A 283-nucleotide genomic window follows, 5' to 3' on the forward strand; every position below is an offset into this window, starting at 1 on the left:
GAACAAATAAGAATAGTGAAGTAACGGACGCAGGGAACATTGTCTTGGAGTATGCCTTGAAAATGAATACCCTTCTAGATGAAATGAACACGACTTTAAATGATTTGACCAGCTTGAATAGGGGGCAAATCAACATGGGACTGCCTCCGATCATTGGCAGTTTATTTTTCCCCCGGGTGATGGCAAAGTTTCATCGTGCATACCCAAATGTTGAATTGAATTTAGCCGAGTATGGAGGCGCAAGGGTAGTCAAAAGTGTCGAAGAGGGCGAAGTGGAACTGGG

General features: G+C 44.2%; 1 protein-coding gene. It reads left to right on the forward strand.

Annotated elements, in window-relative coordinates; translation table 11 throughout:
* Positions 1 to 283: LysR substrate-binding domain-containing protein (locus RYX56_RS21885; protein WP_317124055.1), on the forward strand; the 283-nt coding region annotated here is incomplete at both ends.

This window comes from Alkalihalophilus lindianensis, from assembly GCF_032843265.1.
GTDB classification, from domain to species: Bacteria; Bacillota; Bacilli; order Bacillales; family Bacillaceae_D; genus Alkalihalophilus; species Alkalihalophilus lindianensis.